Source organism: Pseudoclavibacter endophyticus, from assembly GCF_008831085.1.
GTDB classification, from domain to species: Bacteria; Actinomycetota; Actinomycetes; order Actinomycetales; family Microbacteriaceae; genus Pseudoclavibacter; species Pseudoclavibacter endophyticus.
In genome coordinates this window covers 548,583-573,363 of record NZ_WBJY01000001.1, presented here as the reverse complement: position 1 = coordinate 573,363, position 24,781 = coordinate 548,583, and the positions used below count along the sequence as shown (strand labels likewise).

At 70.9% G+C, this 24,781-nt stretch carries 17 protein-coding genes; 7 read left to right on the top strand and 10 right to left on the bottom strand.

From position 1 onward, the window contains the following. Positions 1 to 80 precede the first annotated feature (80 nt). Positions 81 to 431, top strand: coding sequence for a helix-turn-helix domain-containing protein (locus F8O04_RS02420; RefSeq protein ID WP_225734825.1), 351 nt, complete (start codon positions 81 to 83; stop codon positions 429 to 431). 49 nt (positions 432 to 480) lie between these two features. Here F8O04_RS02420 and F8O04_RS02415 read toward each other — a convergent pair whose 3' ends face one another. From F8O04_RS02415 to F8O04_RS02405, 3 genes are read right to left on the bottom strand one after another with little or no spacing between them, the layout of a single operon-like run. Further along, positions 481 to 1,407 carry a transglutaminase family protein gene (locus tag F8O04_RS02415; protein ID WP_188726321.1) on the bottom strand — a complete coding sequence of 309 codons (927 nt, stop codon included), beginning with the start codon at positions 1,405 to 1,407 and terminating at the stop codon, positions 481 to 483. Then, positions 1,404 to 3,965 carry a circularly permuted type 2 ATP-grasp protein gene (locus F8O04_RS02410; RefSeq protein WP_188726322.1) on the bottom strand — a complete coding sequence of 854 codons (2,562 nt, stop codon included), beginning with the start codon at positions 3,963 to 3,965 and terminating at the stop codon, positions 1,404 to 1,406. Before F8O04_RS02410 ends, F8O04_RS02415 begins: the two co-directional genes overlap by 4 nt. Before the next feature lie 48 nt (positions 3,966 to 4,013). Further along, the gene (locus F8O04_RS02405) at positions 4,014 to 7,454 is read right to left on the bottom strand and encodes a transglutaminase family protein (RefSeq protein ID WP_158027746.1); all 3,441 of its coding nucleotides are present in this window, start codon (positions 7,452 to 7,454) and stop codon (positions 4,014 to 4,016) included. Positions 7,455 to 7,670: 216 nt separating this feature from the next. Here F8O04_RS02405 and F8O04_RS02400 point away from each other — a divergent pair, with 216 nt between their 5' ends. Then, positions 7,671 to 8,099, top strand: a complete 429-nt coding sequence (locus F8O04_RS02400; RefSeq protein ID WP_158027745.1) for an Rv3235 family protein — start codon at positions 7,671 to 7,673, stop codon at positions 8,097 to 8,099. Between the two features lie 9 nt (positions 8,100 to 8,108). Here F8O04_RS02400 and F8O04_RS02395 read toward each other — a convergent pair whose 3' ends face one another. The 7 genes from F8O04_RS02395 to mtrA form a co-directional block, all read right to left on the bottom strand. Next, positions 8,109 to 8,756, bottom strand: a complete 648-nt coding sequence (locus tag F8O04_RS02395) for a hypothetical protein (RefSeq protein WP_158027744.1) — start codon at positions 8,754 to 8,756, stop codon at positions 8,109 to 8,111. An 82-nt stretch (positions 8,757 to 8,838) separates the two neighbouring features. After that, a complete protein-coding gene (gene secA / locus F8O04_RS02390) occupies positions 8,839 to 11,913 on the bottom strand; it encodes a preprotein translocase subunit SecA (protein WP_158027743.1) in 3,075 nt (1,024 codons plus the stop codon). Positions 11,914 to 12,074: 161 nt separating this feature from the next. Beyond that, positions 12,075 to 12,803: a ribosome hibernation-promoting factor, HPF/YfiA family gene (gene hpf, locus F8O04_RS02385; RefSeq protein WP_158027742.1), complete on the bottom strand. Its 729-nt coding sequence runs from the start codon at positions 12,801 to 12,803 to the stop codon at positions 12,075 to 12,077. Between the two features lie 123 nt (positions 12,804 to 12,926). After that, positions 12,927 to 13,712, bottom strand: a complete 786-nt coding sequence (locus F8O04_RS02380) for a ComF family protein (protein ID WP_158027741.1) — start codon at positions 13,710 to 13,712, stop codon at positions 12,927 to 12,929. A gap of 120 nt (positions 13,713 to 13,832) precedes the next feature. Beyond that, a complete protein-coding gene (locus F8O04_RS02375; protein ID WP_158027740.1) occupies positions 13,833 to 15,527 on the bottom strand; it encodes an LpqB family beta-propeller domain-containing protein in 1,695 nt (564 codons plus the stop codon). Continuing rightward, positions 15,524 to 17,848, bottom strand: a complete 2,325-nt coding sequence (gene mtrB / locus F8O04_RS02370; RefSeq protein ID WP_158027739.1) for an MtrAB system histidine kinase MtrB — start codon at positions 17,846 to 17,848, stop codon at positions 15,524 to 15,526. Before mtrB ends, F8O04_RS02375 begins: the two co-directional genes overlap by 4 nt. 1 nt (position 17,849) lies before the next feature. Then, positions 17,850 to 18,539, bottom strand: coding sequence for an MtrAB system response regulator MtrA (gene mtrA / locus F8O04_RS02365; protein WP_158027738.1), 690 nt, complete (start codon positions 18,537 to 18,539; stop codon positions 17,850 to 17,852). A 165-nt stretch (positions 18,540 to 18,704) separates the two neighbouring features. On the opposite strand from mtrA, the gene F8O04_RS02360 reads away from it, so the two are divergent. The 5 genes from F8O04_RS02360 to F8O04_RS02340 all read left to right on the top strand — a co-directional run bounded on the left by F8O04_RS02360 (position 18,705) and on the right by F8O04_RS02340 (position 24,696). After that, on the top strand, positions 18,705 to 20,336 hold the full coding sequence (locus F8O04_RS02360) for a hypothetical protein (protein ID WP_158027737.1): 1,632 nt from the start codon (positions 18,705 to 18,707) through the stop codon (positions 20,334 to 20,336). Continuing rightward, the gene (locus F8O04_RS02355) at positions 20,333 to 21,001 is read left to right on the top strand and encodes a DUF4129 domain-containing protein (RefSeq protein WP_158027736.1); all 669 of its coding nucleotides are present in this window, start codon (positions 20,333 to 20,335) and stop codon (positions 20,999 to 21,001) included. Before F8O04_RS02360 ends, F8O04_RS02355 begins: the two co-directional genes overlap by 4 nt. After that, positions 20,998 to 22,350: a DUF4350 domain-containing protein gene (locus F8O04_RS02350; RefSeq protein ID WP_158027735.1), complete on the top strand. Its 1,353-nt coding sequence runs from the start codon at positions 20,998 to 21,000 to the stop codon at positions 22,348 to 22,350. The genes F8O04_RS02355 and F8O04_RS02350 overlap by 4 nt, the downstream gene beginning before the upstream one ends. Then, the gene (locus F8O04_RS02345) at positions 22,347 to 23,300 is read left to right on the top strand and encodes an AAA family ATPase (RefSeq protein WP_158027734.1); all 954 of its coding nucleotides are present in this window, start codon (positions 22,347 to 22,349) and stop codon (positions 23,298 to 23,300) included. Before F8O04_RS02350 ends, F8O04_RS02345 begins: the two co-directional genes overlap by 4 nt. A gap of 88 nt (positions 23,301 to 23,388) precedes the next feature. After that, positions 23,389 to 24,696, top strand: coding sequence for a DUF58 domain-containing protein (locus F8O04_RS02340; RefSeq protein WP_158027733.1), 1,308 nt, complete (start codon positions 23,389 to 23,391; stop codon positions 24,694 to 24,696). The last annotated feature ends 85 nt before the right edge of the window (positions 24,697 to 24,781 follow it).

Here is a 24,781-nt window from a genome sequence, read left to right as displayed (position 1 = left end):
CCCTCCGCTGCGCCGGGTTCCGTGCACAGGGTCGGCGCCGCGACGCTCGGCGATTCGGCGACGCCTGCGACAATCGGGCCGTGACTGACGAGCGAGACGTGCCGCGCGGCGACAGCGACGCCGACGAGAGGGACCCCGACGGGATGCCGGACCGGCCACCCGGGCCGGGCGAAGGCCCCCGGTTCATGACCATCGAGGAGGTCGCCGAGGTGCTGCGCGTGGATGGCGCAGCCGTGCTGCGCCTCGTCGCGTCGACCGAGCTGCTTGCGATCCGTGTGGGCGATGGGGGGCCGTGGCGCGTCGAGCGCGAGCAGGTCGAACAGTTCATCGACGACCGGTACGACGCGCAGCAGCGGCTCGCACGCTTCCGCGAGGCCGCGAGCGTCGACCTGCCCGAGCTCTTCGGCCCCGCGATCCCCGAGGACTCCTGAGCGATGCCGCCGGCGCGTGGGCCGTCGCATCGGCCGCCCCATCGCCGCGTTACCAGCTCGCCGCCTCGCCCTCCGTGACGCGGATCACGTCGACGCCCACGTTGAGGCTCGACGACGTCGCCTCGCCGTAGACGATGCCCCGTAGCGGTGAAACGTCGGTGAAGTCCCGCCCCCACGCCGACACGATGTAGCGGCTGTCGGCGAACTGATTGTTGGTCGGGTCGATGTCGACCCAGTTGCCGTCCGGCGCGAGCACGCTCGTCCACGCGTGCGACGCATCCGACCCCTCGAGCTTCTCCTGGCCGGGCGGCGACTGGGTCTCGATGTACCCCGACACGTACCGGGCGGGCAGGCCGACGTGACGAAGGCAGCCGATCGCCAGCTGCGCGAAGTCCTGGCACACCCCCGCGCCGAGCTCCAGCAGCTCGGTGAGCGTCGTACGCACGTTGGTCACGCCGTTCTTGTACGTGAAATCGGCGAAGATGCCTTGCGTGAGCGCGAAGATCGCGTCACCGAACGGCGTTTCCGGCCGCAGGTACGTGGCCGCATAGGCCCGGACGGGGTCGGTGATCTCGACGAGCGGCGAGGGCAGTGCGAACTCGACGGCCTCGACGGCGTCGACGGGCGGACACGCCTCGCGGAGCATCCGGGCAGCTTCCGCGACGGTCCACTGATTCAGGCGGTCGAGGTCCGGCTTCGGCCACGCGACGTCGACCACCGAACGTTTGGTGATGCGCAGCACCGTGTGGGGCGAGCGCACCTCGATGTAGTAGGACGGGTTGCCATAGACATCGCGGGTCTCCGAGATGACGTCGGGTTCCGGCTCGACGATGGTCTCGGTCGTGCGCACCTCCTGCGACGGGCTGTCGCGCGGCGTCATGCGCCCGCGCTCGTAGGCCGAGTCGCGCGCCAGGTCGTACTCGTAGGTGGTCACGTGCCGCACCTTGTACGTGCGCGGCGTGAAGTTGTCGCTCACCGGGCCAACCACCTCTCTGACATCGACCATCGCTGCGGCTGCACGGCGTGAAGCGGCAGTTGTCGACGGAAGTGCCGCTGCGTGAGCCGGTCGTTGAGCTCGCGCAACTCGGCGAGTACGGCGCCGAACTCGTCGAAGAGCGCGTCGCGATCGTCGGCGAGGCGCGACAGATCGAGCCACGAGACGCGCGCGGCGAGCTGCTGAGCGGCCTCGGAGAGCTCGACGTCGCCGACGGTTTCGAGGTCGGTGGCCAGGTGCTCGAGCTGGAACTCGACCGATCGCGGGTTGCCCCGGTCGGTTACGAGCAGGTCGAGCGTCGACTCGAGGTGGGTCGAGGGACCGATCGCCGATGCGACCCGGCGGCGGTGCGAGATCGTCGAGTCGCCGACCGCGAGCACGGCCTCGGAGATGTGGAACTCGGTGATGGGCGAGCCGCCAGGCACGAACACGTTCCGCAGCACCGTGAGCACGAACTGCGCGCGCTCCATGCGCGTGCCCGCGTCGATGAATGCCCAGGTCGTGTCGCGGTACATGCTGTTGTCGGTGATGCCCTGCAGCGCGAGGATCGGGCCGAGCAGCGCGTCGAAGTGCGGCTGCAGCTCATCTGCGTCGTCGGGGATCTCGGCGACCGCGCGCTCGAGCGAAGCCAGCACCGCCCACGTGTCGCCCGACACGAGGTCGCGCACACCCTGCGCCGCACGCACCACGCGGTCGACCGACGCGGCGACGGTGCCGTGGGGCGCCGGCCCCGCCACGAGATGGCGCAGGAAGTCGGCGACCGATTCGCCCTCGGCCATCGGCCGCGTGCGGTACAGCTGCGGGATGGCGGACAGCACGGCTTCGAGCGCCGCGGCCCCCGGCGTTCCCGGGTGCATCGAGTGGTCGCCGGCGAGGTCGTTCGTGACGGCCAGCAGACGGGTCGTGCCATCGGTGCGCTCGGTGTAGCGCCCCAACCAGTACAGGTTGTCGGCGCCGCGCGGCGTGGTCTCGAACAGGTTGGCCCGCCGCTGCGGTCCCGCCCGTTCGCCCCGCGCGGACGGCAGCGGGTAGCCGGCGCCCGGTTCGTTGCCGAGCACCCACACGTCCTTCGCGAGCGCGCCGCGCTCGCTCGACACCGTCGAGGCACCCGCCGTCGCGCTCACGCGTCCGAGGCCGCCGCGCATGACCACGTGGTCGTCGCCGAGGCGCACGCCGAAGGTGCGCAGCACGAAGTTGCGCTGCTCGAGCCCCTGCTCCGTCACGATCGAGGTCGTGCTCAGGGGCAGCGGCTCCTGACCGATCCACGCCCACGGCTCTGCCTGCACACGCGACCGAAGCGCATCGCGCTCCGAGTTGGTGAGCATCCACCCCTCGATGAGGCGCGAGCCCTCTGCTCGCGCGGCCGGCTTGATCACGAGGCGCTCGAGGTTCGCGAGCACGTGCTGCAGGCCTTTCGCGTCGCCGCACCACCAGGTCGGCGGCGAGGGCAGGATCGGATCCTCGCCGAGCAGCTCGCGCGTGATGCGGTCGAACGACGCGATGATCACCCCGTTCTCGAGCACGCCCGAGCCGATGGGGTTGAGCACGGTCGTGTTTCCGAGGCGAGTCGACTCGACGAGGCCGGGCACGCCGAGCTTGGAGTCGCCGCGGAGGTCGAGTGGGTCACTGTACGTCTCATCGACGCGCCGCACGACCACGTCGACGGGCACCAGCCCGTGACTGCCGCGAAGCCACACCTTCGCGTCGCGCACGACCAGGTCGTCGGCCTCAACGAGCGGCACGCCGAGCAGGGATGCCGTGAACGCCTGATCGAACGCGGTCTCGCTGAGCGGCCCCGGCGAAAGCAACACGACCCGGGGTGGCGCGTCGCTCGTCGGCGCCGTGTCGCGAATCGCGGCGGCCATCGTGTGGAAGTAGCCGAGCAGGGTCGACATCTCGGTCGACCGATGCAGTCGCGGAAGGATGCGCGAAACGATGCGGCGCGTCGCCATGGCGTAGCCGGCGCCCGACGGCGCCTGCGTGCGGTCGTAGAGCACGTTCCAGTTGCCGTCGGCGTCACGCCCGAGGTCGGTCGCCCCCATCGCGAGGGGCCGCCGTTCCGGTGAAATGCCGAAGGCGGGGCGCACGTAGCCGGGATGCCCGAGTACCGAGGCGGCGGGCAGGATACCGTCGTGCAACAGTCGCTGCCGCGATGAGAGGTCGTCGAAGACAAGCCCGAGGACGTGCGCGCGCTGGTGGAGGCCGCGTTCGAGGCGCTGCCATTCCTGCGCGTCGAGGACGACGGGCAACGGGTCGATGCGCCAGGCCCTGCCGCCCTCGCCCTCGGCGTGCGCGCCGTAGGTGATGCCGTCATCCTGCACGAACCGGCGCACGTCGGCGAGCGCGCTGCGGAAGGTGCGGCGGTCGAGTCGCAGTAGCTCGTTCACGAGGCGCTCGTCGTCGACCTTCGCGCCGGTGAGCCGACCGTGCGCGACCTCGGCTCCGAGCGCATCGTCGATGCCGTCGCGTCCCGCGACGCGCTCCTGGAACGGCGCGGTCGCCTCGTCAGCCCCGGTTGCCGGCTCGCCGATCGACGTCACTCCAGCACCGTACAGGTTCACGGCGCCGGGTGCGGACGCCGTTCGCGCTCAGCCGAGGCGCAGCTCCTGCCGATCGCTGGTCTCGCCGGCCTGATCTGTCGCCGAACCAAAGACGCCGCCCGCCTCGTCGCTCGGTCCGGCATCCGAGCCGGCGGGCGGATTGCCCGGCAGGTGCTTACGCAGATCGAGCGTGAGGGGGAACTCATCGTCGTGGGCGAGCATGCCTGTGCCCTCCGGCACGGCGCCCTCGAGCCGCCCGCCGGTCATGCCGGTGCGAGTGAAGCGGTTCGAGCGCCGCGCCTCGGCCTCGGCCGCGTTGACGGGCGGCCGCTCGTAGCTGCGCCCTCCCGGGTGCACCACGTGGTAGGTGAACCCACCGAGCGAGCGACCGTTCCACGTGTCCACGAGGTCGAACACGAGGGGCGAGTGGACGCCCATCGTCGGGTGCAGCGACGACGGCGGCGCCCACGCGCGGTAGCGCACGCCGCCGATCGCGGTGCCCGGGCCCAGCTCCCGCATCGGCACGGGAACGCCGTTGCACAGGATGCGGTGGCGGCCGTCGACGAGGCCGGTCGCCTTCACCTGCACGCGCTCGACCGAGCTGTCGACGTAGCGCGACGTGCCGGAGCGCGTCGCTTCCTCACCGAGCACGTGCCACGGTTCGACGCCGGAACGGAGCTCCAGCGCGACCCCCGCGATCGTGGCCTCGCCGAGGCGCGGGAAGCGGAACTCGAGGAACGCGTCGAACCAGGCGGGCTCGAACCGCAGCTCGGTGGCGGTTGTCGCGAGGTAGTCGTTCACGTGGTCGAGCACGTCCCGAAGGTCGTCCGCGACCGCGTCCGGCAGCAGGAAGCGGTCGTGCAGGCCCGTGCGCCAGCGCACGAGGTCGTGGCGATAGGGCTTCGCCCAGAACATCGCGACGAGCGCCCGGATGAGCAGGGCCTGCACGAGCGCCATCCGGGCATGCGGCGGCATTTCGAAGGCGCGCAGCTCGAGCAAGCCGAGGCGGCCCCGCGCCGGTCCGGGGGCATAGAGCTTGTCGATGCAGAACTCGGCCCGGTGCGTATTGCCCGTCACGTCGGTGAGCAGGTTGCGCAGCAGTCGGTCGACCTGCGTGAAGCTGGCGGGCTCGACGCGATCGAGCTCGGCGAACGCGATCTCGAGTTCGTACAGGGTCTCCGGGCGGCCTTCATCGACGCGCGGCGCCTGCGAGGTCGGGCCGATGAAGCGGCCGGAGAAGAGATAGGAGAGCGCCGGGTGGTGCTGCCAGTAGGTGATGAGCGAGCGCAACAGGTCGGGGCGGCGAAGCAGGGGCGAGTCTGCCGGCTTCCACGATCCCAGCGTGAAGTGATTTCCGCCGCCCGTGCCCGTGTGCGTGCCGTCGAGGTCGAACTTCTCCGTCACGAGCCGCGACCGCCGAGCGTCGTCGTACAGGCCGAAGGTCACGTCGCACAGCTCGGGCCAGCTGCCGGTGGGCGGGGTGTTGACTTCGATCACGCCGGGGTCGGGCGTCACCGACATCGTGGTCACGCGGTCGTCACCTGGCAGGCGATACCCCTCGATCACGACAGCGCGGCCGATCGCGGCGGCCGCGAGTTCGACGGCGTGCACGAGCTGCAAGCCGTGCTCGAGCTCACCGATCGGCGGGAGGAACACAAAGAGGTGGCCGTCGCGCTCCTCGGCCACGAGGGCGTGGCGGGGCGCGTCCTCGATCTCGAGTTCGGCCGCGGGCGGCAGCGCATCGGCGATCAGGGGGATGCTCCCCATCCCGTCCGTGATCTCGCGCTCGCCGACTTCGGGCCCCTCGGTCCAGGCGATGCTCGTGAGCGGCAGGCGGTAGCCGGCCGGCGACTCGCCCGGTGTGAGGAAGAGCGCGCGCCTGCGCGGACGCCAGCGCGCCGTCCCCCAGCCGGTGCCGGCCGGCTCATCGCGTTCCTCGTCGTCCGGCATTCGGAAGATCGGCAGCACCCAAGCGGCGGGCATGCCTCGATCGCGCCGGTCGATCTCGGTGACGACCGCGGCGCGCCGTTCTGGGAAGTTGTCCTCGGGGCCGAGGTCGTCGCGGGGCCGCTCGCCCCTCGGCAGCATGGCCTCGGCGCGCGCGTCGTAGAGGGCGTCCTCGTACGCGGGATGCACGAAGCTCGAGTCGATCCCCATGGCACGCCCGATCGCGATGGCGAGCTGCTTGACCGCGCGATGCGCGTCGTCCGAATCGGGCTCAACAGCCGGATCGCTCCAGGGCGATGCGAGCAGCGACGGGTCCTGCCAGATCGGCTCGCCGTCGCGGCGCCACATGAGCTCGATCTGCCACCGCGGCAGCGGCTCGCCCGGATACCACTTGCCCTGACCGTGATGAACGAGCCCGCCATCGGCGAAGCGGCGGCGAAGGCGGTCGGCGAGGTCGCGCGCGAGTGTCCGTTTCTCCGGCCCGTCCGCAGCACTGTTCCACTGCGGCGTCGTCGCGTCGTCGAGCGACACGAACGTGGGCTCGCCGCCCATCGTGAGGCGCACGTCACCCGCCTCGAGCAGGCCGTCGATGTGACGCCCGAGGGCGTCGACGCGCCGCCACGCCTCATCCGAGTATGGCTTGGTGACGCGCGGGTCTTCATGGATGCGCACGACGTCGTTGCTGAAGTCGAACTCGACCGAGACGGGCGCGGTCGCGCCCGAGATGGGCGCGGCGGCCGACGGCCGCGGCGTGCAGCTCAGGGGGATGTGCCCTTCGCCGGCGAAGAGGCCGCTCGTGGCGTCGAGGCCGACCCATCCGGCACCGGGCAGGAACACCTCGGCCCACGCGTGCAGGTCGGTGAAGTCGCCCGCCGGCCCGGACGGGCCGTCGAGCGACTCGACATCGCTCGCGAGCTGCACGAGGTAGCCCGAGACGAAGCGCGCCGCGAGCCCGAGCCGCCGCAGCACGGCGACGAGCAGCCACGCCGAGTCACGGCACGAGCCGATGGCGCGCGAGATCGTCTCGTCGGGCGACTGCACGCCCGGCTCCATGCGCACGGTGTACTCGACGTCGGCTCGAACGCTGCGGTTGAGCGAGACGAGGAAGTCGATGATGCCGACTCCCTCGGCCGGAACGGGGACGTTCTTGCCGATCCACTCGTCAACCAGCTCCGATTCGACCCCGGCGAAGTACGGAGCGAGGCTTTCGCGCAGGTCGTCGGCATAGGCGAACGGGTACCGCTCCGCGTCGTCCTCGACGAAGAAGTCGAAGGGATTGATGACGGTCATGTCGGCGACGAGGTCGACAGTGATCTCGAGCTCCTTCACCGGACCCGGGAAGACAAGCCTCGCCATCCAGTTCCCGAACGGGTCTTGTTGCCAGTTCACGAAATGGTCGTGGGGCGAGACCGTCAGCGAATAGGACTCGACCGGGGTGCGCGAGTGGGCCGCTGGGCGCAGGCGGACCGTGTGCGGAAAGACCTTGACCGGTTCGGCGAAGGTGTAGGTGGTTCGATGCTGCAGCGCTACCCGAATGGTCACGCGCGTCAGTCTAGGAGGACGGCGTGTCGGCGAGATGCACGCGGGGTCGCGGCTGGCAACGCGGGCGTTCGGCTTCCCGGAGCTCGACGGCACGGCCCGCGGAGTTGTCCACAGCCCGGGTCACGCCCCTGGCGTGGCGACGCGGCGGCCGCCTAACATGGGGCCGCGCTCGGGAGGGGGAGCCCGGCGCACCGTGGCCGAGGGACGGGGGAATCCATGGCGGCTACAGCACCGATGGTGGTGAATGCGGCGCCGGCGCGCGGAGACGTGGCCGCCGCCGGCACTGGGGCGCAGTCCGAGGCCGAGCGACGACGCAGGCTTGAGGCGCTCGCCACCAACGTGGCTCGATGCGCGCTCGAGGCGATCGCCGGCACGCGTGATCTCGATCAGCTCGCACGCTGGGTGACGCCTGGCGTCTACCGCGCGCTGCTCACCCGCGTCCAGCACGCGGAGCGTGCGCGGCGGGCGCGGCGCAGGGCGGTCTCGCGGGCGCACGTACGCGTCCGCGCGGTCACTGCCCAGCACGACGTCGGCGCGACAGAGGCCACGGTCGTCGTCGAACTCGGCCCGCGAGTCCGCGCGGTGTGCGTGCGGCTCGAGCCCGAGGCGTCGCGCTGGCGCGCCTCATCCGTGAGCGTGCTGTAACCGAGCGCGTCACTCACCGAGCGTGAGGGCGCCGACAACGAGTCGCTGATCGGTGACGGTCAGCGGCACGCGCAGCTCCGCGCCCGCGGGAGCATCCGCCGTGCCGTCACCGATCTCTTGGAACGCGACGCGCGCCGTCTCGCCCGTGATCGCGATCGCCTGGCCGACGACCGGGCCGAGGCCGCGCAGGGGGGCGAGGTCGATCACGCCGATGGGCTCGAGCCCCGCATCCCAGACGACCACGCGGTCGCTCGAGGCGGTGCCGTCGTACACGCACGTGAACACGGCCGCGGCGCCGATCGCCCCGTCATTTCGTTCGGCGACCGCGATGATCGGCTCGTCCGTCGCCGGGTCATGGGCGACGCGCAGGCCGGTCGCCATCGGCTCGCCCGCACCGTCGCCCAGTGCGACGGCGCTCGGGTCGATCTGCAGCACGCCGTCGTCGAGGTCCCCGCCCGGCACGCCGCACATGGACGGGACGCTCGCGGAAAGCACTTCTTCGCGAGCGGGGCCCGAGGGTGGAGGCGCCGCCTCGGTCGTCGAGTTTCCCCACCCCGGCGGCGTCACCATCGTGATGACCCCGGCGCTGCAGCCCGCCAGCAACGATGCGGTGGCCAGGGCGGTGACACCGACCACGACAGCACGACGCGACTTCATGCGCCCATTCTGCGCGCCCCGACACCGCATCGGTGCCGCACACGCCATGGTTGGCGGCAAGTCGCGGACGAAGGCTCCTTCGCTACTTGCTCTTGCGGTCTGCCGAGCGACGCTGGCGACGGTTCGGCGCCGCCTGCCCGCCCTTGCCCGCATCCTGCGCAGGCGTCGCCGCCTGCCCGAAGGTGCCGCGCGACGGCGACTCCGTCTGCTCGGCCGCGGCCCGAGCCGGGTTTCCGGAGCGCCGCCCGCCCTTGGGGTTCGGCTTCGCCGCACCCGGCTTCGCCGCGGCGGACTTCCCCGCGCCCACGTTTCCAGCGGCGGGCCTTCCGGCCGAACCCGATCGCGCGGCCGCGGCGTTCGCCGCGCCGGGCGCTGCGCCCGAACCCGACGGCGCAGCACCACCGGCACCGCCCGCGGGAGCGGTCGTTTCGTCGGCCGCCGGGCCCGTACGGGCCTGCTCGAGCGCGGACGTCGTGCCGAGATTCTGTTCGCGGACCCGGGCCTTCGCCGTGGCCTGCCGATTGACCTGACCGCGCTCGTTGCGCACCTCGACCTCGCCGTCGGCGGACGGCGCCGAGTACGTGAGTCCCTTGGCCTGGTTGGCCTCGAGGCCCTTGGCGACGACCTGCACACCGGCCTCGTCGTCGACCTGCTCATCCTTCTTGACGGTCACCTCGAGATTGAAGAGGAACCCGACCGACTCTTCGCGAATGGCGCCGAGCATCTGCTGGAACATGGCGAAACCCTCGCGGGTGTACTCCACGAGCGGGTCGCGCTGCGCCATGGCGCGCAACCCGATACCGTCCTTCAGATTGTCCATCTCGTAGAGGTGCTCGCGCCACTTGCGGTCGATGACGCTCAGCACGACCCTGCGCTCGAGCTCGCGCATGGCCTCCTCGCCGATCTCCTGCTCGCGTTGCTCGTACGCGATGCGGGCGTCCGCGAGCATTTCCTCCTCCAGGTGTGCACGCGTCACGGGCTGGCCGTCGAGGTCTTCCTCGAGCTCCTCGAACGTGAGGCCGACCGGGTACAGCTGCTTGAGGTCGGTCCAGAGCGCGTCGATGTCCCAATCGTCGACGGTCCCCTCGGCCGTGTGCTCGGCGAGGATGTCGCTCACCGAGTCCCTGATGAAGTTCTGCACCTTCTCGGCGATGTCGTCGCCCTCGAGGATCTGCCGACGGTCGTGGTAGATCGCGGTGCGCTGCTCGTTGAGCACGTTGTCGTACTTGAGCACGTTTTTGCGGATCTCCGCGTTGCGCGACTCGACCTGCGCCTGCGCCGAGGCGATGGCCCGCGACACCATGCGCGACTCGAGCGCGAGGTCGTCGGGCGTCGAGTCGTTGGCCATGAGCGCTCGCGTCGCGCCCGTGTTGAACAGACGCATCAGGTCGTCGGTCATGGAGAGGTAGAAGCGACTCTCGCCCGGGTCGCCCTGACGGCCCGCGCGGCCTCGCAGCTGGTTGTCGATGCGGCGCGACTCGTGGCGCTCGGTTCCGAGCACGTAGAGCCCGCCGAGCTCGGCGACCTCTTCGGCCTCCTCCTTGACCCGTGCCTTGACCTCGGCGAGCACGTCGCCCCATGCGTCCTCGTACTCGTCGGGGGTCTCTTGCGGATCGAGCCCCCTGGCCGCCAGCTCGGCGACCGCAAGAAACTCCGCGTTGCCGCCGAGCATGATGTCCGTACCGCGACCGGCCATATTGGTCGCGACCGTCACCGCACCCTTGCGGCCGGCCTGCGCGATGATCGCCGCTTCGCGAGCGTGGTTCTTCGCGTTGAGCACCTCGTGCTTGACGCCGCGCTTGGCGAGCAGCTTCGACAGATATTCGCTCTTCTCGACCGAGGTCGTGCCGACGAGCACGGGCTGCCCGTCGTCGTGCCGCTCGACGATGTCTTCGACGACCTGGTCGAATTTCGACTTCTCGTTCTTGTACACGAGATCGGCCTGATCCACGCGCTGCATGGGACGGTTGGTGCGGATGGGCACCACGCCGAGCTTGTACGTCGAGAGGAACTCGGCCGCCTCCGTGGTGGCCGTTCCGGTCATGCCCGAGAGCTTGTCGTACATGAGGAAGTAGTTCTGCAGCGTGACCGTCGCCATCGTCTGGTTCTCGGCCTTGATCTGCACGCCCTCCTTCGCCTCGATGGCCTGGTGCAGGCCCTCGTTGTAGCGGCGGCCTTTGAGGATGCGGCCCGTGTGCTCGTCGACGATCGACACTTCGCCGTTCTGCACGACGTATTCCTTGTCGCGCCGGAACAGGGACTTCGCCTTGATCGCGTTGTTGAGGAAGGAGATCAGCGGCGTGTTGGCCGACTCGTACAGGTTGTCGATGCCGAGCGCATCCTCGACGCGATCGATACCGGGTTCGAGCACGCCGATCGTGCGCTTCTTCTCGTCGACCTCGTAGTCGCGGCCCTCCTTGAGCCGGCGCGCGATCTGCGCGAACTCGCCGTACCAGCGGTTCGCGTCGCCCTGCGCCGGGCCCGAGATGATGAGCGGGGTGCGCGCCTCGTCGATGAGGATCGAGTCGACCTCGTCGACGATCGCGAAGGAGTGCCCGCGCTGCACGGTGTCTTCCTTGCGCCACGCCATGTTGTCGCGCAGATAGTCGAAACCGAACTCGTTGTTCGTGCCGTAGGTGATGTCGGCGGCGTACTGCTCGCGGCGCTCGGCCGGGGTGAGCCCGCTGACGATCGTCCCGGTCGTCATGCCGAGGGCTCGGAAGACCCGGCCCATGAGCTCCGACTGGTATGACGCCAGGAAGTCGTTGACCGTGACGATGTGCACGCCCTTGCCCGCGATCGCGTTGAGGTACGCCGGCAGCGTCGCCACGAGGGTCTTGCCCTCACCGGTCTTCATCTCGGCGATGTTGCCGAGGTGCAGGGCCGCGCCGCCCATGATCTGCACGTCGTAGTGGCGCTGCCCCAGAATCCGGTCGGCGGCTTCGCGCACTGCGCCGAAGGCCTCCGGCAGCAGGTCGTCGAGCGCCTCGCCGTCCTCGTAGCGCTCGCGCAGCTCGTCGGTGACCCCGCGGAGGTCGTCATCCGAGAAGTCGCGGTAACCGTCTTCAAGACGATTCACCTGTTTGGCGATCCGCTCGAGCTTGCGCACGGTGCGGCCCTCGCCCATCCGGAGGATCTTCTCGAGAACTGATGCCACGGGGGTGCTCCTGATCGCTTGGCGTGCAGGCGCGGCCGACGGCGTCACCGCGCGCATCCACCTATCGTACGACCGTCATCGCTCCACGTCCGCACAGCGGGCGCAACCGGTCCCCGGGGGACGGCGCGGGGTGGCCGACGCCCGGGGAGCGGAGGGGTGCGTCACTTCACGGCGGTGCGGCCTCCAGCGGCGGCGGTCTCGCGGGCGGTCGCGAGCTCGGTCTCCGGCACGCGAACGCCGAGGCCGATGACGCCGTAGTCCCAGCCGGTGCGTCGGTACACGACACTCGGGCGGCCCGACTCCGCCTCGATGAAGAGGAAGAAGTCGTGCCCGAGCAGCTCCATGTGGTCGACCGCCTCGTCCTTGGACAGGCACTTGGCATCGAAGACCTTCTCGCGGATCACGACGGGCGAGTAGTCCTCCGCGGGATACTGCTCGTCATCACCGGCCAGCGGCTCGGGCTCGCCGACCGCGTCACCGTGCAGCTCCTGGATGCGTTCCGGCGGCGCCGGCACGACACCGACGCCGGCGAAGTTCTCGTTCGCGGCCTCCCGCAGCGCCGTCGGGCGGTGATTGCCCCGGTGCACCTTGTGACGGTCCTTGTTGCGACGCAGGCGCTCGACGAGCTTGTCGAGCGCGAGGTCGTAGGCGGCGTACTTGTCGCCGGCCTCGGCCTCCGCGCGAATCACCGGGCCGGGGCCGATGAGCGTGATCTCGACCTTCCCCTTGTCGAGGATGTTCCCCTGCCGGTCGGTACGACGCGTCAGTTTGATCTCGGCGAACTGCGCTCGTCCGTCGTACTGCGACACTTTCGCGAGCGTCTTCTCTTCGGCGTAGGAGCGGAACCGGTCGGGGATTTCGGTGTTGCGGCCGGTGATGGTGATGTCCATGCCACTCTCCTCTATCAGGGGCGCCGGGCCCACTGTGAAGCCGCGGCGCTTCGTCAGGTCCCCCATAGTAGGCACTCCGTCACTCCGTGTTCCGAGAGTCTTCCTCAGATAGACGACAACCGTTCACGCACGTCGTCGAGGGGCGGGGAGCTGCTCGGCCGCGCCCGCCCAGCTCCCGTCGCCGCCTGAACGACGGATCGCCCGGGCGATCACGACCACCGCGACGACCTCCGCCCCGGCCGCCTCGAGCGCCCGCGCCGCCTCGGCGATGGTCGCGCCGGTCGTGATGACATCGTCGACGAGCACGATGCGGCGGCCCGCGGCGGCCGGTGACGCGCGCATTGCCCCGTCGAGGTTGGCCGCCCGCTCGGCACGTCCGAGACCGGCCTGGTCGCGCGTCGCCGCCCGCATCGCGAGCCACGGCGCGATGGCGCCGCGCGGAAACGCGACCTCGCACACCCGCGCGATCGGCACGAAGCCGCGTCGCCTCGTCGAGGCCGACCGGGAGGTGGACGGCACGATGACGAGGGGCGGATGCGCGTGTGCGGAACGCGATGCGGCCGGATGGCCCGCGAAACGCTCGAGCGCCGCCGACGCGACGGCCACCCGCACAAGTCGCGCCAACGGGCCGACGGCGTCCATGCGCCCTCGCTCTTTCAGCGCCGCGAGCAGGCGCTTCAGCACCCCGTCGTACGGCGCGGCCGAGGCGATCGGCACGACGCCGGATCCGATCGCGTAGCCGCCGCGCCGGGGAGCGATCTCGCCCCGGAGCTCGTGACGGCACGCCTGGCACAGCCCGATGGCCGCCACCGCGCAGGCCGGGCAGTCGACGGGCGCGATCGTCGCAAGCGCGTCGCGTGCGGCGTCGAACGCCGGCGCGAGCCGCCCATGCAGCATTGTTCCCCGCACCTGATCAGGATGCCCGCGACGGGCCCCCGCCTGCCAGCGCCGGCCGCGCCATGTGGATCTCCGGCTCTCCACGGCGCGCCGTCCGGGCTGTGACGACGAACGGTGCCGTTACGGCCGGGCCTATGCCTGCGTGACGAGGAAGTCGATGCGCGTGCCCTGTGCCATCCACCGGGAATTGCGCGGCACGAAGAGGTTGCCGGCCGCGTCGACGAGGCGGAGGCCCGCGAGGCTGTTGCTGCCCGCGATCTGCGCGCCGTTCTCGACCGCGCCGTACCCTTCGGCGTCGCCGCCGATCTGCTGCACGCGCACCCCGCTCGATCCCTGTCCGTCCGACGAGAGAATCGCGATCGACGTCTCGTCGACCCAGGTCACCTCGATCGGGCCCCCCTCGCCGAGCGGAATCGACACGGGGGTGCCGATGCCGGTCGGCTCGCCACCACCGGGCGTGCGCTCGATGGCCGCCACCACGAGGCGGGTGCGGTCATCGTCCCGCACGAGCGCCACGACGCGCGCTCCGTCGCGGCTCACCTGCAGCGAGCTGATGCCGTCGCGCCCGAACTCCCCGAGGTCGAGCGCCTCGTCGTACTGGCGAGAGATGTCGGAGACGTGGATATCGGGCGAGTCCGACGCGACCGTCCAGACGAAGCCGAACGGGTCGATGCTCGGCATCGCGACCGACTCGCGGGCATCGATGGCCACTGGCTGCCCGGTCAGGAACGGGATCGCCATCACACCACGAGGCGTGAGGAAGGCCCCGATGCCCTGGTCGACCGAGACGGTGCCGCGCGTGGCGCCGAGATTCGGCAGCATCGTGGCGAGGCGCTCCGACTCGGCCGGCGGCGTGATGGTCTCGCCCGAGAGGAACCCGAACTCGCCGTCGCGGTACACGAGCGGCGTCGCATTGACCTGCGCGTGCGAATGCACCTCGTCGTCGGGGGGAGGATCGACGTCGATGGTCGCGCCGTTGGCGCTCATCATGACCGTGCCGATGCCGGTGACCCCGCTGAGGCTCTCGGTGACCTGAAGCAGCATGAGCGGGAAGAGGTCGCTCGCGGCCGACGAGATCGCGGCCGAGAAGTCGGCGAGAGCCGTGCCGTCCTCGGTGGTCACGGGTCCCCGTAGCACCGTCTCGGGCGGGAACGCGCTGCGCACGGAGCCTTCGGCGAGCCACGACGAGGGACCGTCGAGAATGGCCTGCACGATTCGCGTCGGCGCGGTCGTGTAGCCGGGGAACCACCGCACATCAGGCACGAGGTACCGGAACGTCGAGTCGTAGAAGTACACCGTGTACGGCTCGAACACCTGCATGAACCACTCGGACATGAGCACGAGGCCCTGCTCGGCCGCGCTCACTCGCCACTCGCCCTCGACGCGCTGCACGTCGTACTCGAGCGAATACGGCTGCGGCGTTCCGTAGCTCGTATACACGCCGTTCGCGTCGACCTGCGCGACCACGTTCAGGTCAACGCGCACCGTCAGCTCATCGACGAGGGTGTACATGACCGACGACCCGTCGTGCACCAGCACGCGTTCGGTCGGGTCCCACGATCCCGACAGCCCGTCGACGAGGTAGCTGCGGGCGGTCGCGTAGTTGCTCTGCGTTCCGGTGCCGGCCTCGAGGAATCCCTGCACGACCTCGGCCTGCGATGCGCCCGGTACCGGCGAATTGGGCAGGAACTGCACCCCCTGGGAGTCGGGCGCCTGCATATCCTGCCCCTCCATGACCGTGCCACTCAGGGGGATCCTGGCACATGCCGCGAGCACCGCGACGGCGAGCAGCGCGCACAGCGCGCGAGCCATCCTGCCGGTATTCATCGCTCGCCTCCCTGCTCCCGCGTCGGGTCGGTGTCGGCGACGCCTGGCTCGGGGCGTCGCGCCGGCGCATCGACCTCACGAGTCTCGCCGGTTTCACTGCCGTCACCCTGAGGGCCGTCGCCCGCGCGCGTACCGCCACCGTCGGCGTCGGCGTCGGCGTCGGCGTCGGCGTCGGCGTCGGCGTCACCGTGGTTCTCGACCACCACGACCTCGACCTCGCCGTGCTCCGCCCACGGCGCCGGATGCTCGTGGGGCGGTTCGTCGCCGCTGACGGTCGGCAGGTCGGCGTCGTTCATGGCCGACAGATCGATCGATGCCGTCGTCAGTTCGCGGTTCTCGGGCAGTGGCAGCGCGAGCGGTTGCGTGTCGACGTCTTCCGAGGCGAACGCCTCGTCGGCCGACACCGGCTGCGCCTCGAGGGTTGGCTCGGTCGCGCCCGCGTCGGAAGGCTCGAGCTGAAGGGGGGACATGACGATCTCTTCGCCGACGTGCCTCGGCAGGGTGAGACGGAAGTTCGCCCCCTTGCCGAGCTCACTCCACACGTCGAGGCGGCCGTCGTGGAGCAGCGCGTCCTCGATGGAGATCGCGAGGCCGAGGCCCGAGCCCCCCATGGTCCGTTTGCGCGAAGGATCGGCTCGCCAGAAGCGGTCGAAGGCGCGCTCGAGCTGCTTCGGCGACATGCCGACGCCATAGTCGCGGACCGAGAGGGCGACGGCGGTCTCGTTCGAGTCGACCCTGATGACGATGGGTTTGCCCTCGCCGTGCTCGATGGCGTTGCCAATGAGGTTGCGAATGACGCGCGCAATGCGGCGCCGGTCGAACTCGCTCTCGCCGTGCCCGCCCGGCGCTACGAGCACGAGCGGAGTGCCGTGATCGAGCGCAACCTGGGTCATCGACCCGATGACCTCGTCGGCGAGGGTCGCGAGGCTGTTGCGCTCGCGCAGCAGTTCGACGGCGCCGGCGTCGAAGCGCGAGATCTCGAGCAGGTCGCTGAGCAGGAGCTCGAACCGCTGGATCTGATTGTGCAGCAGTTCGACCGAGCGGGTGGCGAGCGGATCGAACTCGTCGCGGCGGTCGAAGAGCATCTGGCCGGCGAGCCGAATGGTGGTCAGCGGCGTGCGCAGCTCGTGGCTGACGTCCGACACGAAGCGCTGCTGCACCTGCGACAGGTGGCCGAGGCGCTCGATCTGCTCTTGCAGGCTGTCGGCCATGTCATTGAACGAGCGCGCGAGCGTGGCGATGTCGTCTTCACCCGACTCGGGGATGCGCTCCTCCAGGTGCCCGGCGGCGAGCTTGCGGCTCGTCTGTGCGGCGAGGCGGATCGGCTGCACGACGGCGCGCATGACGAAGCCGGTGATGGCCCCGACGAGGAGCACGAGCACGAGCATCGACACGAAGAGGGTGCGCTGGATGAAGTCGAGCGTGCGCTGAGCCTCGGCGAGCGAGTACACGTAGTAGAGCTCGTAGTCGCCGGGCGAGTTCACGGTCACGAGCGAGCCGACTACGAGAGCCGGCACCGGCTCGCCGGTCGCGTCCGCAATCGACACGGACTGGTAGAACTGCGTGCCCTGCTGCGACTGCACCTGCGAGCGCAGATCGTCCGAGACGATCGACGGGTCGATCCCGACGGAGGCCACGTCCTGCAGCAGGCTGCTCGGGTCGGTCGGGTTCACCTGGAAGAGCAGGTAGCCGTCGGCGTTCGGCGCGGCGGTCGCTCCCGCCTCGAGCGCCTGCGCCCGCAACGTCTCGAGCGCGACGGCGTCGGTCTCGACGCCCGATGCGAACGTCGCCTGCGCCTGCGTGGCCGCCCGGTCGCTTTCCGCGAGAACCTCGTTGAGCCGCGAGGTGAAGAGGTCGTTGGCGATCGAGTTCGACATGATGAGACCGACGGCGAGCACCGTCGCGCTCGTCAGCGCGACCGAGATCGTGATGGTGCGGAACGGCAGCGAGGTGCGCCAGAAGAACACGAGATTCGCGAGAAAGCCGTTCACCCTCGTCCACGACGCCTGCGCCTCGTAGGGCCGTTCGGCGTCGGGGTCCGAGCGCTCGTCGCCCGGCGCCGCGGCGACGGCGCCCGGCGCGCGCGGCGGGCGCGGGCGGTCGGACGCCGCCACGTGGGTGTTGGTGCCACCGGGCTCGAAACTGTCATCGTGCGGGTCGTGCAGCGAGCGGTCGTCGAGGTCGTCGGCGCCTGACGGGGAGCCGCCGCCCGACCGACCGCCGTTCGGGTCGTCGACCCCGCGTATGCCGCTCGCGCCGGCCGTTCCTGCCATGGCGGATGCGCCGCTCGGAACGGCACCCCTGTTCGGGCCGTCGGTCACGTCAGCCCGTCGTGTGCGACGAGCCCGCGCGATACCCGACGCCGCGCACCGTGGTGACGATCTTCGGATTGTCGGGGTCGTGCTCGATCTTGGCCCTGAGGCGCTGTACGTGAACGTTCACGAGCCTCGTGTCGGCCTTGTACTGGTAGCCCCATACCTGCTCGAGCAGCTCCTCGCGTGAGAAGACCTTCTGCGGCTTCGACGCGAGGGTGTGCAGCAGGTCGAACTCGAGCGGCGTGAGGTTGATGATCTCGTCGCCGCGCGTCACCTCGTGGGCGGCAACGTTCATAGAGATATCGCAGACGCGGATGAGGTCGGTCGACTCGCTCGTCGTCGTACGCAGGCGCGTCTTGATGCGCGCGACGAGCTCCTTGGGGTTGAAGGGCTTGACCATGTAGTCGTCGGCCCCTGCCTCGAGGCCGCTCACGACGTCAGTCGTGTCGGACTTGGCGGTGAGCATGATGATGGGCGTTCCCGACTCGGCCCGGATGAGGTGGCAGATCTGGATGCCGTCGAGGCCGGGGAGCATGACGTCGAGCAGCACGAGATCGGGACGGGTGCGCCGGAACACGTCGAGCGCCTCGGCGCCGTCGCCGCAGAACTCGAGGTCGTACCCTTCCGACTGCAGGACGATTCCGATCATCTCGGACAGCGCCGTGTCGTCGTCGACCACGAGAATGCACTCAGCCATCGTTCCTCCGTATAACTCCCCCGACACCTTCAGGGCCGACACCAGGTCCCAGGGTAACCGTGGCGCGGCGACCCCAGTGAGCACCACTGCGACGGAGGGATGAAATTCCTCACACCGAGCTCAGCTCCCCGGCGGCGGGCGGGTCCCCTGTGACACGATGGACGGGTGACTTACCCGGGCATGCATCACGGAACCGGCGGTGCCGCTTCGTGGCTCGACCACCCTCGCGAGCAGGCCCCCGCCGGGGCTCCGGGCATCGGCGGCGGGGCCCGACCCGACGGCGGCGAGGGAACTCCGGCGGGCGCCGGCACAGCATCCCGGCACGCGTGGTCGGCGCCGCTGAAGCCGGGCCTATTCCCGCTTCGCCCGCTCCAGTTCGGCGACATCTTCGCCGCAACCTTCCGCCTGCTGCGCACGAGCCCCGGCGTCACGGTCGGCAGCTCCATGATCATCCTCAGCCTGATCTCCATCGTCACGGGCGTCGCGACGGGGCTCGTCGCCTACGCCATGTTCGAGCGCGCCGCGTCGGCGAGCGCAGAGGATCGGCCGGCGCTCGAGACGACGGCCATCACGGTGACGTTCCTCACCGCATTCGCCTCGGTGATCCTCTCCCTGCTCGGCTCCGCCCTGCTGCAGGGCATCCTCGCGCACGTCGTCGCGCGGGCGGCACTCGGCGAGAAGATCACGTTCGGGGGCTCGTGGCGCGTCGCGTTCCGCCGCCTATGGCCATTGCTCGGGTTCACGGCCATCATCACCGGCGGCACGATCGTGGTCCTCGGGCTCATGGCGGTGGTCGTCGCCGCTCCCGCCATGATCGCCGGGTTCGAAGACATCGGCATCGTGTTCTCGGTGCTCCTCGCGCTGCTGTGCTACGCGCTCGTGTTCGCCGGCTCCCTGGCGCTCACCACGAAGCTCCTCTTCGCGCCGGCCGCGATCGTCCTCGAGCGGCGCGGCCCGATCCAGGCGATCGTGCGAAGCTGGAAGCTCACGCGCCGGCATTTCTGGCGCGTCCTCGGCATCACCCTGCTGGTACAGGTCGTCGCGGGCTTCGCGGCGGGCGCCGTCTCCGGGGTGCTGCAGGTGCTGCTGAGCCTCATCACGGCCGTGCTCGCGCCGCTCGGCGCCGTCGGCGAGGGGCAGGAGTGGATGATCCTCGCCGTCGTGATCGTGGTCGCCCTCGTCGCCCTGGCGCTGCAGCTCGTGGTCTCCGCCCTGACGCTCGTCCTCTCGGCCGGAAACGCCGTGATCCTCTACGTCGACGTGCGCATGCGGAAGGAAGGGCTGAATGTGCACCTGCAGCGGGCGCGCGAGGATGCCGCGGCGGGCCTGAGCGTGGACGACCCGTACCTGACGCCGCCCGTCGAGCTGGAGCAGGAGCTCGCTCCACCCCAGCCGGCGACCGCGCAGGCCGCCTACCCGGCGCCGGGCGGTTACGCGCCCGGCTACGCGCCCGCCGGCTACGCGCCCGGCTACAGCCCCGCCGGATACGCGCCCTCCGGCTACGCGCCGTCCGGATACGCACCCGCCGGCCCCGCACCCGCCGGATACGCACCCGCCGGCCCCGCACCCGCCGGATACCCGCCCACCGGGTACGAGCCCTCCGGATACGCGCCCTCCGGATACGCGCCCTCCGGATACGCGCCCTCCGGATACGCGCCCTCCGGCCCCGCACCCGCCGGATACGCACCCTCCGATCCTGCACCCACGCCATCGCCGCACTCCCAGCCGGCACCCCCCGCGGCCGAGCCCGACGCGTCCACCCGGCCGGCGCCTGACGACCCAGACACGACCCGATGAATCCCCTCGTCCTCGCCGCGCAGGTTCCGCTCGATCCCGAGGCGGACGAGGCGAGCGAGTGGCTCAGGCAGGAGCTCGCGAAACAGGAGTACCTCTCGGCACAGCCGTCGCTGTGGGACCGCGCGATCGCGGCTTTCTGGGAGTGGGTCAACTCGCTCTTCGGCAACGTCCCGGGAGCACCGATCGACCCGACCGGCATCCTCGTGGCGCTCGTGGTCGTGGTGCTCGGCATCGTGCTGGCCATCCTGGTCGGGCGCCCGGTCCTCGCGCGCCGCAGCGCGGCGACGAGCGACCGCCATGTGTTCCTCGACGACGACGCGCGCTCGGCCGCCGAGCTCCGCGCGGCGTCGGAGGCCGCCGCCGAGCGCGGCGACTGGGCCCTCGCCGTGACGGAGCGGTACCGGGCCCTCGCGCGCGAGCTGGGCGACCGCACACTTATCGCGGTCCGCCCCGGCTCGACGGCTCACGACGTGGCCCGCCGGGCGGCCGTTCCGTTCCCGGACGAAGCCGACGCCCTTGCGAGCGCAGCACGCGATTTCGACGATGTTCGATACCTCGACCGCGCCGGCACCGAGGCCGCCTGGCACCGCACCCGCGAGCTCGACACCCGCCTCGCCACCGCTCGGCCGGCCGCGATCGGCGACCTCGATCGGATGCACGCGTGAGCGGCGTCGCCCCCGCCCCGCCCGCCGAGACAGCCAGGTCGACCACGGCGCGCGCGCGTACCGCCGCCGAGGAGCGCGAGGTCGCCGACTCGCTCACACCGACCCTTGGGCAGCGGCTGCGGTCGGGGCGCCTATGGATCATGATCGGCGTCATCGCCGTGCTGGTGACGGGCGTGACGGCGCTGCTGCAGGGCATGGCCAACAGCGGCAGCGACGCGCCGCTCGACCCGTCGAGCCCCCGACCCAACGGCGCCAAGGCGGTCGTCGAGGTCATGGGATCGCACGGCGTCGACGTAGAGCTCGCGTCCTCGCTCGATGACGTTGCCTCGGCGACCGAGTCGGCCGGCGCGGCGAACACCACGATCGTGTTGCGGCAGCGCGCGGTGACCTTGACGCAGGAGCAACTGGCGGAGCTGCTCGGCCTCGGCGCGGCGAAGCTCGTGCTCATCACGCCCGGCCCTCCCATGCTTGAGGCGCTCGGCACCTCGATCATGCCCGGCGGAAACCTCGCCGGCGACGGCACGCAGACGGTCGGGGCCGGAGCCGCGTGCGACGACCCCATCGCGACGAACGCCCCCGAAATCACCCAGCTCGGCGGGTCCGCGTACTCGGTGCCCGAGTCGCCAGGGCTCTCGAGCTGCTATCTGAACGACGACCGTGCACTCGTCGCGATCGACGCGAGCGGCACCACCGAGATCGTGGCGCTCGGCGCGACCGCCAATCTCACGAACGAGTGGGCCGCCTACGACGGCAACGCAGCCATGGGCATCGGGATCATGGGCGACACTGACCAGCTGATCTGGTACGAACCGGGCAGCGGCGACCTGGCGACCGACGGCACACTGCCCCCGCTCAGCAGCCTCGTACCGGCGTGGCTCACGCCCGCGATGGTGCTCCTGCTCGCAACCGGCATCGCCACCATGGTGTGGCGCGGGCGACGGTACGGGCCGCTCGTCGCCGAACGCCTCCCCGTGGTCGTGCCGGCGAGTGAGACGATGGACGGCAGGGCCCGCCTGTACGGCAGAACGGGCTCGCGACTGCGGGCCCTCGACAATCTGCGCATCGGCACGATCGGCCGCCTCGCAAGGTCGCTCGCGCTTCCCGCCACGCTCCCCGCGCACGAGGTCGCCGTGGCCGTGGCGCAGACCGTGCGCCGCCCGCGCGACGAGGTCTTCTCGATCCTCATCGAAGCGGTGCCCGCGAACGACGGCGAGCTCGTGGAGCTCAGCGACCACCTGCTGCGGCTCGAACGAGCCTGTCTCGACGCGCTCGCCGTCCCGACCACCGCATCCCGCGGCGCGACCCCGCCGCCGCCGCAACCACGCCAACCGCACGAGGGAGACGCATGACCGACGAGATCCGCCAGCAGCTCTACGCAGTCCGGGCCGAGGTCGGGAAGGCCATCGTCGGCCAGACCGATGCCGTCGATGGCATGCTCATCGGCCTGCTCGCCCGCGGGCACGTGCTGCTCGAGGGCGTGCCGGGCGTCGCCAAGACCCTGCTCGTACGCACCTTGAGCCGCGCGCTCGAACTCGATACGAAACGCGTGCAGTTCACGCCGGACCTCATGCCGGGCGACGTGACCGGCTCGCTCGTGTACGACACCAAGGCCGGCGAGTTCGAGTTCCGCGAGGGTCCGGTGTTCACCAACATCATGCTCGCCGACGAGATCAACCGGACGCCGCCAAAGACGCAGTCGTCGCTGCTGGAAGCGATGGAGGAGCGGCAGGTGTCGGCCGACGGTGTCACGCGCCCGCTGCCAGACCCGTTCATGGTTGCGGCGACGATGAACCCCATCGAGTACGAGGGCACCTACATGCTCCCGGAAGCGCAGCTCGACCGGTTCCTCATGAAGCTCGTGCTCGACCTGCCGCCGCGCGAGGCCGAGATCGAGGTGCTGCGGCGGCACGCGAGCGGCTTCAACCCGCGCGACCTCGGTGGAGCCGACGTGCGCCCGGTCATGGGCGCAACCGGCCTGCTGCGCGCGCAGGCGGAGTCGGCGCGCGTATCAGTGAAGCCCGAGGTCCTCGCGTACATCGTCGATCTCGCTAGGGCCACGCGCATGTCCCCCTCGGTGAAGATGGGCGTCTCACCCCGTGGCGCGACCGCCCTGCTCGGCGCGAGCAAGGCGTGGGCGTATCTGACCGGCTTCGAGGCGGTCACGCCTGATCACGTGCAGCACGTGGCGCTGCCGGTGCTGCGACACCGCATCCAGCTGCGCCCGGAGGCCGAGCTCGAGGGCGTCGCGGCCGACGCGATTCTGCGTTCCGTCATGCAACAGGTGCAGGTGCCGATCTAGTGCGCACGACCGTCCGTCCGCCCGCCCGCGCCCGGGCGACCACAACTGCTCGCGCCGCCGCGGCGCGGCCCGCCGGTCGGTGGTCGTCGTGCCGGTGAGCGGTCGCTTCGTCGCCCTGCTCGCGGCCGGGCTCGTGCCGCTCGTCCTCTTCGGGACGACGTCGAGCGCGGCGCTGTGGATCCTCGGCGGCTGGCTCGCGCTCGCGCTCCTGATGGGTGTGATCGACACGGTGCTCGCCGCGTCGCCCCGGCGTGTCCGCATCGAACGGGACGTTCCCCGGCAGGTGCGGCTCGGCGAGCAGGCGACCTCGGTCCTCGCCGTCACGAACGCCGGCACGCGCACGCTCCGCGCGACCGTCCGGGATGCGTGGGATCCGTCGGCCGGGGCGCCCCGCATGCGTGAGCGCATCAGCATCCCCCCGTCCGAACGGCGCGCGCTCCGCTCGACGCTCTCGCCGACGCGACGCGGCGAGCGGCGGGCGCACCACGTGACCATCCGCTCGTGGGGGCCGATGGGGCTGTGGGCGAGGCAGGCGACGCTCGCCGCGCCGGGACGTTTGCTCGTGCTGCCGCCGTTCAACTCGCGCAAGCACCTGCCGTCTCGGCTCGCGAAGCTGCGCGAGCTCGACGGCCAGACGCAGCTGATGGTGCGCGGTCACGGCACTGAGTTCGACTCGCTGCGCGAGTACGTGCGCGGCGACGACGTGCGCTCGATCGATTGGCGCGCGACCGCGAGGCGCCAGGACCTCGTCGTGCGCACGTGGCGGCCCGAGCGCGACCGCCGCGTCGTGATCCTGGTCGACGCGGGCCGCCTCTCGGCCGCCCGCGTCGACGACGAGGTGCGGCTCGACACGGCGATCGAGTCGTCGCTGCTGCTGGCCGCGCTCGCAACGCGGGCGGGCGACCGCGTCGACCTGCTCGCCTTCGACCGCCGCGTGCGCGGGCGAGTCCAGGGAGCATCCGGCCCGACCCTCACCAACCGGATCGTCGAGACCCTCGCCGACGTGGAGCCCGAGCTGATCGAGACCGACTGGACGCTCGCACCGGGGCTCGTGCGCGGCGTGACGACGCACCGCTCGCTCGTGCTCATCGTGACCACGCCAGACGCGGCCGGCTCAGCGACCTCGCTGCTCGACGTGCTGCCGCAGCTCACCCGCAAGCACGTCGTGCTCGTGGCCTCGGTCGTCGATCCCGAGGTGTGGCAGGCGACGCGCGACCGCAGCGACCGCGAGGCCGTCTACCGTGCCGCATCCGCCGAACGGGTCATGCTCGACCGCGCCCGCCTCCACCAGGCGATGCGGCGGTTCGGCGCCGACGTGATCGAGGCTCGGCCAGCCGACCTGCCTCCGGCCGTCGCCGATCGCTACCTCGAGTACAAGCGCGCCGGGAAGCTGTAGTCGGGCCCCGCGGGTCAGGGCTCGGTGACGCGGCCCGACTTCTGCGGAGAGTTGTACGAAGCGACGCTTGGGCGCCCAGTCGAGC

What these genes read in the sequence shown, in the direction of transcription:
- F8O04_RS02375 (WP_158027740.1), bottom strand. Translation starts at nt 15,527, where the DNA reads ATGAATACCGGCAGGATGGCTCGCGCGCTGTGCGCGCTGCTCGCCGTC.
- hpf (WP_158027742.1), bottom strand. Translation starts at nt 12,803, where the DNA reads ATGGACATCACCATCACCGGCCGCAACACCGAAATCCCCGACCGGTTC.
- F8O04_RS02355 (WP_158027736.1), top strand. Translation starts at nt 20,333, where the DNA reads ATGAATCCCCTCGTCCTCGCCGCGCAGGTTCCGCTCGATCCCGAGGCG.
- mtrA (WP_158027738.1), bottom strand. Translation starts at nt 18,539, where the DNA reads ATGGCTGAGTGCATTCTCGTGGTCGACGACGACACGGCGCTGTCCGAG.
- F8O04_RS02345 (WP_158027734.1), top strand. Translation starts at nt 22,347, where the DNA reads ATGACCGACGAGATCCGCCAGCAGCTCTACGCAGTCCGGGCCGAGGTC.
- F8O04_RS02395 (WP_158027744.1), bottom strand. Translation starts at nt 8,756, where the DNA reads ATGAAGTCGCGTCGTGCTGTCGTGGTCGGTGTCACCGCCCTGGCCACC.
- F8O04_RS02400 (WP_158027745.1), top strand. Translation starts at nt 7,671, where the DNA reads ATGGCGGCTACAGCACCGATGGTGGTGAATGCGGCGCCGGCGCGCGGA.